The sequence below is a fragment of the Mesorhizobium alhagi CCNWXJ12-2 genome, from assembly GCF_000236565.1.
Taxonomy (GTDB): domain Bacteria; phylum Pseudomonadota; class Alphaproteobacteria; order Rhizobiales; family Rhizobiaceae; genus Allomesorhizobium; species Allomesorhizobium alhagi.
In genome coordinates this window covers 1-5,853 of the sequence record NZ_AHAM01000293.1, presented here as the reverse complement: position 1 = coordinate 5,853, position 5,853 = coordinate 1, and the positions used below count along the sequence as shown (strand labels likewise).

The following is a 5,853-nucleotide window of genomic DNA, read 5'->3' as shown; positions in this document are numbered from 1 at the left end:
AGATCAGCACGCCATTGTCGCGGGCCATGTCGGCGATCGACAGCAGTTGCCGGGCGGAGATGTCGGCGAGCACGTAGCGGTCGCCCCTGGCGAGCATCTCCTTGAAGGCCGGGACTACATCGGCGTCCGGCTTGACCTCGGTCACATCGAGAATGAATTTCTGGCCGAGAAAGCTGCCGGTGGTGTTGTTGTCGCCGATTGCGACTTCGGCCCCTGCGCCGCCTTCGTAGCGCGGCGGAACGTCAAGCACCGACAGCGCCAACTGCGGCGCATAGGCGCGCAGATAGCCGATACGAACGTCGATCGGCTCAGGCTTCGAGGTCTGGGCGCAGACAGTGCTTGCCGGGAGAAATACCAGCTGCGCCGATAGGGCCATGACAGCCAGACATCTCATGAACCACTCCTTCCCGTGCTAAGCCCAAAGGGATAGCCACGACGCGTTCAAGAGGTGCCCACCCCTTAATGCGTCCTGCAGGGTGTCCGGATCGTCACGGTTTAGGGAGCCGCTCTCCGGACACCGCTGACGGGTGGACGCGTGTGCCTGCTTGCAGGCCAGCCAAGATTACCGAGGTTCGCCGGGCGCGCCTATGGCAGTTGTTCTCCACTTCATTGCCTAAAGTTCCCGATTTGCGTGCGTCCTGCCCGCCGCAGCGGGGTGAACAGCGATTGGGGAATAGATTGCCAGCCCCGAGCCGCCCGTGTCACAAACACAGGATCGGGGAGTGCCGCCTCTACCAGCGACGGTCAATATGCGGGCAAAAGATCTTGAGGCAAGGACAAGTCGATGACCGACAGCGTGTCTGACCAGCCTTTCGCTCCACTCACGGCTGATGACCTGTGGCGATCCTGGGCGTTTTCCCGTTGGCGCTCGCTCTCACTACGGCGGCAAATCCTCGCGACCATCACTCTTGTGAGTCTCCTGGCCGGCGCTGCTGCCACGATCATAATAATCTTCAACGCAAAAAAGTCGTCCGAGGTGGAGGTCGCCTCCGCCATGGCGACCGCCGAGCAGCTTGTTCGTGAAGTGGTTGCGCAGCCGCGGTTCCAGCGCGCGCCGCAAATCGAGGACCTTCCCGCTAGGCTCGGCTACCTGCGGCATGTCCGGGTCCTCGCGACAAATGCGTCCGATGGTGGCCGCGCTGCACTTTTGCCGGTCCCGTCCGTGGAACGGGAAGCCGACCGGCAGGCCTACGTTCCGCTCTGGTTTGCTTCCATTGTAAATGTCGAGGATGTGCGACGCGAGATGCAGATCGTTTTGGAAGGTCGCCACATAGGATCCGTCATCATCATTGGCCATGCCGCAGATGAGATCGCGGAAGTGTGGCGGGAAACGAAGGACCTCGTCCTTGTCGCGCTTGTGCTCGGACTTGCCGTGCTCATTATACTCCACTTTGCGCTCGGCCGCTTGCTTCGTCCACTGGTCAGCGTAGCAGGTGGACTTCGCGAACTGGAACGCGGCGAGTTTCGCCATCGGCTCGCACTCCCGGATATCCCGGAACTCGCAGAAATCACCGATCGCTTCAACGCACTCGCCCTTCGCCTCGGCTCGGCGCGGTCGGAGAACCAACAGCTAAGCCGTCGCCTCTTGACCATCCAGGATGACGAGCGCCGCCGGATCGCATCCGAGCTTCACGACGAGCTTGGTCCCTGCCTCTTTGGAATCAAGGCCGACGCTGCTTCCCTTGACCTTCTTGCACGCCGTTTGCCAGCTAAAGTCGCGAAGACGGTACGTGAGCGGACCGCCACGATTGAGGAGATCACCGACAAGATCCAGCTTGTGAACCGCCGTCTCCTCGACAGGCTGCGGCCGATGGCGCTCGACCACCTTCCGCTATCCGAAGTGATTGGTGGTCTCGTTTCAGAATTCCAACGGCACGGCCCGATGCCGAGAATCACGCTTTCGGCCGAAAATCTTGCCGTAAAGTACGACTATGCTATCAGCATCACCATCTATCGCTGCGTCCAGGAGGGAATCACCAACGTGTTGCGGCACGCGCAAGCTCGTAACCTTGAGGTGGAGCTCAAAGAGTGTCCGATAGCGTCGCAAGACAAGGGCAGCCGTGAAATCCGGTCCGTTTTATACCTGTCGCTCACGGACGATGGCACTGGCCCGCCATCCGACGATTCACGCGGGCTCGGCTTGACCAGCATGGAGGAGCGGGTGCGCGCGCTTGGCGGCGAGATCTGCCTCGGTGCAAATCCGGATGGCCATGGCACGTGTCTCAAGATCTGGATGCCCCTCGAAAGCGTTGGGCCCCGACCATTCGAAAAACGCCCTCTGGAGGCTCGGCAGCGGTGACGGGGGTTCTTCTCATCGACGACCACCCCATCGTGTTGCAGGGCTGTCGGCGCGTGTTGCAGGACGCCGGCGTTCAGGACGTCCTCGAGGCGAACGGGGTCGCCGCAGGCTACCGCCTTTTTAGGCGCAACAAGCCCGATGTAGTCGTCGTCGATCTTTCCATGAAGACAGGGGGGCTTGGTGGCCTCGAGCTGATCCGGCGCATGCGTCTACACGACAAGCGCATGCCAATTCTCGCGTTCAGCATGCATAGCGACCCGGTGATCGTCAGCCGCGCACTGAAAGCCGGTGCCACGGGATACGTGTTGAAGGACGCCGGCCCCCGCGATTTTCTGGATGCATTCGAATCGGTTCGTCGCCACAAGCCCTATCTGGGGCATGAAATGGCAATGCAGGTAGCGATGCTGGGAAGTGCAGGACACGACAGTCCGCTTGCCGAGACAACCTCCCGCGAATTGCAGACGCTTGCCTTGCTGGCTGAAGGCAAGCCCTATGCGCAGATCGCCAGCGATCTCGGAGTCAGCTACAAGACGGTCGTGAATATCAGCTCGCAACTCAAGTCGAAGCTTGGTGCCCGCAACCTTCCAGAACTCATCAAGTTGGCGGTCCAATATGTCTCATCGCCCTCTGAATATTCAAGGTGAGCTTCCTACGGGCGCAGAACACGCGCAAATTCCGCATCCCGGCGAGGCAGGTAAGCAAGGAGCGTCAGTTTGCAGCATGAAGCCAGGTCCAAAGCTCGTAGGTAAGCCGACGTTCGCCATGATTCTTCAAAAGGTCCTCAAACGGTGAGGTTTTCCAACGCGGGCCGAGGTCGGCCCTGCGCACATCCTCGGGCCGCGGCCCGCATCGAAACCTTCACCAACCCGGAAGGAGGGATCGAGATCACCTTCGTCGCCCCGGCGCCATGACCAGAAGTCCAGATCCGGCTATACGGTCAAGTTCTCGGACTCCATATCGTCGAGCGCAGAACGGCCTGCATGTGCTCTTTGAGGTCAAGCTCGCCCCGCGCCTCGACTTTCAAAAGATATTTGGCCTTAACCCGCCGATCGGCTTCGCTGACCGCGGGATAGGAGCAGAGAGCCACCAGCGCTTGTTCTTCAGTCCGGCTAGCCTGGGTACAGTCGCGGCTGTTACTGCCCGTTTCGTGAATGGCCCTACCGAACGCCACGTACGTTCCCTCATGCGCTTTGATCAATGCCCGCAGCTCGCGGGACGGTATCTGGTTGCGAGCCTGCGGCTCCTTGGCAATGGTCATTCCGACAACGGTCGTTCCGACAACGGCACTTGCGGAATTGACGATCAAGGTGCGGCGATTGAGCCTGGACATGATGAGCTCCTGGCGCTGTGCTGAATGTGGGACCGCGCCCACCTGCACGGCCACCCTAGCATCGCCCTAAGCCCGATCCTGTCAGGATGGTTCAGCCCGGGCATAAGCGGGATGTCGAAACGGCATTCAGGTCCCTGGCAAGCCATCTTCAGGACGGGCACGGTCCTACCCCTCTCGATGCCTTTTCGAAAGTTGGACCCCCAATATGGTGGACCCGGGACGCCTGAAATTGGCGCTGCTGCAGGGACGCGGAAGATACTTCTGGCCGGATCGCCCGCTGGCGCGACCTGATGGCCACCGCCGCGCAGGTCCGCGGTTATCTTGCGGGTGAGCCCGTCGGCCTACGTGTACGCGCTGGAGGCGCTGGGGCAGGAAAACACTGCGATCGTGATCGCCTGCACTCTGCAACAGGCGACCCAGATCAGCAACGCCGGCGGTTATCTGCGTGTGCTAGGGCAGAGAATAAGCCATTGGAGCCGGTGACGGAGAAGGCAAGCCGCGCCGGATCGCTGGGCGATGAAGCCTTGACCCTGACGTTCATGGACTGGTCGGGTGCGATCGCGATCGCGCGGGTCGCCGACAGTTTCGGCATGTCGAAGACGCAGCTTGCAGAGACAGTCGGGCTTGCCCGGGAATCGCTTTGCAAGGCGGCACGCCACCGCACCTCAAAAACCCAAATGCGGATCAAGGAAATGCTGGAAATCATCAGCCGGGTGACGGAATGGGCGGGCGGCAAGGAGCAGGCGATGGCTTGGTACCGGGCAAAGCCGATCCCGGCCTTCGGCGACCGGACCGCGGAGGCGCTGGTCAAGGAAGGCAAGGCGGGCGCTGTCCGCGACTATCTCGATCACCTCGCCGTCGGTGGTTTTGCTTCACGTTTGTCGATACCTGCTACCGCGACCATGATCCGCGCTGGTCCTTTAGGCCGATCTCCGGCGAGGGGCGGCCATTCGCGGCGCACGTTTCAACCCGAAAGGCGTTCCGGCGCTATATCTATCGCTCGGCATCATCACGGCGGTGCAGGCCAATCAGGGCCTGGCGCATCGGATCGATCCCTGCGTTCTCTGCTCATTGCGAAGGTATCGTCGATCTGAGAACGCCAGAAGGTCAGGCGGAGGCCGGGATACGGTTTGAAGACATGGCCTGCGCCTGGATGGATTTTCTATCTGAGGGCAAACGGCTGCCGTCGTGGGCCACTTATGATCGGCTCGTGGGACAGGGGGGCGCCGGCATCCTAGTGCCGAGCTTTGCACCAGGCGCCGACGCAGCGGATGAGAACCTCGTACTTTGGAGCTGGGGCGAGAGACTGCCCCATCAAGTCAAGGTGATCGATCCGAGTGGCCGGCTGCCGCGCAACCAACTGTCCTGGCGCTGAACCAAAGCTGTACGATAACCCGTGCAATCCGTGCCGGACTCGGTGCAATGGTTCGCCGCATCGATTCCAGGGCGTCAAATCCATCATGAGAACGCACCGATGGCTCCCGCTTCACGAATCGGCTACAGCAAAATCAGTGGCTTGCGATCTGGTCGAGGTGTTCTTTGACACGCTCCTCGGCTCCTTCACCACTTTAATGCCGGGACAAGTAGCTTCGTTCAGTTCGGGCTGAGAGGAACTGGAACCGGCATGGCAGAAGCAATCCGGAAGATCGGTTTGGCGGAGCAACCGCTTTATCGCGAGGCGCCGAACAACATCGAGGCCGAACAGGCGCTGCTCGGCGCGATCCTGGTCAACAACGACGCCTGCTACCGCGTCTCGGATTTCCTCAAATCCGGCCATTTCTACGAGCCGCTGCACCGCAAGATTTACGAGGTCGCGGCCGAGCTCATCCGCATGGGCAAGATGGCCAATCCGGTCACCATAAAGACCTTCCTGCCGGCCGACGAGAAGGTCGGCGACATGACCGTCGCCCATTACCTCGCCCGCCTCGCCGCCGATGCCGTCAACGTCATCAACGCCGCCGACTACGGCCGCGCCATCTACGACCTGGCCACCCGCCGCGCGCTGATCACGGTCGGCGAGGACATGGTCAACATCGCCTATGATGCGCCCGTCGACATGTCGCCCTCCGACCAGATCGAGGATGCCGAGCGCCGCCTGTTCGAGCTTGCCGAAACCGGGCGCTACGACGGCGGTTTCGAAAGCTTCACCGACGCGGTGAAAACGGCCGTCGACATGGCCAACGCCGCCTATATGCGCGATGGCCATCTTTCCGGCATCGCGACA

At 61.3% G+C, this 5,853-nt stretch carries 4 protein-coding genes and 3 pseudogenes; 5 read left to right on the top strand and 2 right to left on the bottom strand.

Features of this window, described 5'->3' with window-relative positions; translation table 11 throughout:
* Nucleotides 1–394 (bottom strand): annotated as a pseudogene (locus MAXJ12_RS30655) (branched-chain amino acid ABC transporter substrate-binding protein); the annotation flags it as partial.
* Between the two features lie 600 nt (nucleotides 395–994).
* Between MAXJ12_RS30655 and MAXJ12_RS30650 the strand changes: the two are divergent.
* Nucleotides 995–2,299, top strand: coding sequence for a histidine kinase (locus tag MAXJ12_RS30650; protein ID WP_157999690.1), 1,305 nt, complete (start codon nucleotides 995–997; stop codon nucleotides 2,297–2,299).
* Nucleotides 2,296–2,943, top strand: a complete 648-nt coding sequence (locus MAXJ12_RS30645; RefSeq protein ID WP_008840061.1) for a response regulator transcription factor — start codon at nucleotides 2,296–2,298, stop codon at nucleotides 2,941–2,943. The genes MAXJ12_RS30650 and MAXJ12_RS30645 overlap by 4 nt, the downstream gene beginning before the upstream one ends.
* Before the next feature lie 293 nt (nucleotides 2,944–3,236).
* Here the strand turns inward: MAXJ12_RS30645 and MAXJ12_RS30640 are convergent, their stop codons facing one another.
* Complete coding sequence (locus MAXJ12_RS30640; protein ID WP_040588970.1) at nucleotides 3,237–3,629, bottom strand: hypothetical protein; 393 nt, start codon at nucleotides 3,627–3,629, stop codon at nucleotides 3,237–3,239.
* Nucleotides 3,630–4,168: 539 nt separating this feature from the next.
* On the opposite strand from MAXJ12_RS30640, the pseudogene MAXJ12_RS30635 reads away from it, so the two are divergent.
* The 3 genes and pseudogenes from MAXJ12_RS30635 to MAXJ12_RS30625 all read left to right on the top strand — a co-directional run.
* Nucleotides 4,169–4,501: pseudogene (locus MAXJ12_RS30635) on the top strand (antitoxin Xre/MbcA/ParS toxin-binding domain-containing protein); the annotation flags it as partial.
* Nucleotides 4,502–4,557: 56 nt separating this feature from the next.
* A pseudogene (locus MAXJ12_RS39350) lies at nucleotides 4,558–5,004 on the top strand (RES family NAD+ phosphorylase).
* A gap of 249 nt (nucleotides 5,005–5,253) precedes the next feature.
* Nucleotides 5,254–5,853 (top strand): DnaB-like helicase N-terminal domain-containing protein (locus tag MAXJ12_RS30625; RefSeq protein ID WP_008840056.1); only part of this gene is annotated, 600 nt, incomplete at its 3' end.